This window comes from Ruminococcus sp. 1001136sp1, assembly GCF_039841815.1.
Taxonomy (GTDB): domain Bacteria; phylum Bacillota; class Clostridia; order Lachnospirales; family Lachnospiraceae; genus Blautia_A; species Blautia_A faecis.
Map to the genome: position 1 here is coordinate 1 of NZ_JBDPGY010000054.1, position 2,426 is coordinate 2,426.

The following is a 2,426-nucleotide window of genomic DNA, read 5'->3' on the forward strand; positions in this document are numbered from 1 at the left end:
TGGCGCAGTTTTTCTTTACACTTTAATAAAAAGCAGTGGAAACCAAGTCCTACAAGTAGTATTGTTAAGTCACCACAACCAACAATCAAACAGGATCGACATCCCCACTGCCTATGATAAGAATACCATTGAGCTGCCTTTCTGGCAAGCAGTTTTATTATGCTAATGCTCCTCCATGTAAGCAGTGTTTATACATTTACGATTTACTTTACATGGAGGATTTTATTATGTACGAAGAAATTTTTAATCAGATTAGATCTGCTGCGAATAAACGGAATCTCAAGGATTCCACAATTCATGCATACTGTACCAGTGTTGCTCATTTTTTGAACCACACAGCCAAGGATATAGATGCATTAACAACTGACGATGTTGATACATTCCTAACTGAAAAGAAACTTTCCGGGATTTCACCAGAAACATACAATCACTACCATTCAGGAATCCGCTTCTTTTACAAAAAAGTATTGAAGATGAATTGGGATGATGATGACATACCTCGTATGAAAAGGGACAGAAAGTTACCAGCGGTGCTTACAAAAGCAGAAATATCAGCTATTCTTGATGCTACACCAAATCTGAAGCATAAAGCTATGATCGCTACTATGTATTCAGGTGGACTTCGTGTTTCAGAAGTCACACACCTTCATTATGATGATATTTCACGCACGAACAAAACCATACACATCCGCGATGGAAAAAGCCGATCTGACCGTTATACTTTGCTTGCAGACCGGACGCTTGAAATATTGACAGAATACTGGTTTCAATGTGGCAGGCCAAGAGGGATTCTGTTCCCAAGTTCATGGACAGGGGATTATCTTACAAAAGATAGTGTCATTCAGTTTTTTCGTGAAAGCGCCGAAAGAGCAGGCATTCAAAAACACGTCTCCACACATTGTTTGCGTCATAGTTTTGCAAGTCATCTGTTTGAGTCAGGCTGCGATATAAAATATATTCAGGCTCTTTTGGGACATCGTGATCCAAAATCAACAGAGATTTATCTGCATGTAAGCAATAAAACTCTGCTTGGTATTAAAAGCCCATTTGATGAGATGGGTGGTGAATGATTATGGATAAATCATGTACGATACAGGATGTATTTGAACGGTTCTATCCTTCCTATGAAAAGAGGAGTAACCCTCCTGCTCATCACAGAAAAACGGCTTATCACATCAGAAACTGTAAAACAGGAGTTTTTGGTGTAAACATCAGTGTTTGTGAGGACTGCGGATGTATCAGTGTTCACAACAACTCCTGCAGAAGCAGATGCTGTCCCATGTGCCAGGAGTTTCCGAAAGAGAAATGGATTGATGCACAAAAAGAGAACGTATTGGATGCACCCTATTATCATGTAGTATTCACAGTTCCTGAGGAATTGAATTCCATTATTTACAGCAACCAGAAGCTGTTATATGATGCACTGTATCATGCTGCTTCAGCCACATTGAATGAATTGTCAAAAGATGCAAAGTATCTGGGAGCTGATATAGGGTATATCTGCATTCTTCATACCTGGGGCTCTGCAATGAATTATCATCCTCATATTCATACCATTGTTCTTGGAGGTGGGCTTGATGATGAAAATAAATGGAAAGACACAGGTGGAAATTTTTTTCTCCCATATGGTGTCATCTCAAAGGTGTTCCGTGGAAAATATCTGGATGAGTTAAAAAGCCTGTGGAATGATTCTAAGCTTAAATTTCATGGTACAGCAGAGAAATATCAGAACAGCTATCGTTTTAAAGAACTTCTTGATAAGTGTTATGAAAAGAACTGGGTCACTTACTGTAAAGAAACTTTCAATGGTGCACAGTCGGTTATCAATTATCTTGGAAAATATACCCACAGGATAGCAATCAGTAATCATCGAATCAAATCCATGACGGATACGACAGTTACATATGCAGTAAAAGACTATAAAAACGAAGGCCACTGGAAAGAGAAAACAATTTCAGGAGAAGAATTCATCCGTCGATTCATGATGCATGTTCCACCCAAACGATTTGTCAGAATCCGGCACTATGGTCTGCTATCATGTAGAAACAAGAGAAAAAAGATAACTCTCTGCAGAAACCTGCTTGGATGCAAGAAATACATTTCTACATTAAAAAATCTAAATGCAGTAGAAATGATAAAGGTTTTGTATCACATTGATGTATGCAAATGTTCTTCTTGCGGAGGGAATATGGTATCACCCCGCAAAGATAAATACAGTTCTTCTTTTCATGCACATATGAGATGTTAAAATCTACAATTGCATAGAATAAATGACTTCCGCATAGGAGGTTTGTTTGTCATGCCTGAAATTGATTTCTTGAATAAAAAAACTTTTACCAAAACACCCAGTATGATAAACTTAAGGAAAAGAGCAACGATTGAATCCCCATAGCTATCGGCTAAAGGGACGCGACTTTGTTCACCAA

The 2,426-nt window shown here is 38.3% G+C and carries 2 protein-coding genes; both read left to right on the forward strand.

Annotated elements, in window-relative coordinates:
* The first annotated feature begins 227 nt into the window (after positions 1-227).
* Positions 228-1,070, forward strand: coding sequence for a tyrosine-type recombinase/integrase (locus ABHC48_RS20415; RefSeq protein WP_015514772.1), 843 nt, complete (start codon positions 228-230; stop codon positions 1,068-1,070).
* Positions 1,067-2,248, forward strand: a complete 1,182-nt coding sequence (locus ABHC48_RS20420; protein WP_015514773.1) for an IS91 family transposase — start codon at positions 1,067-1,069, stop codon at positions 2,246-2,248. The genes ABHC48_RS20415 and ABHC48_RS20420 overlap by 4 nt, the downstream gene beginning before the upstream one ends.
* Positions 2,249-2,426: the final 178 nt, after the last annotated feature.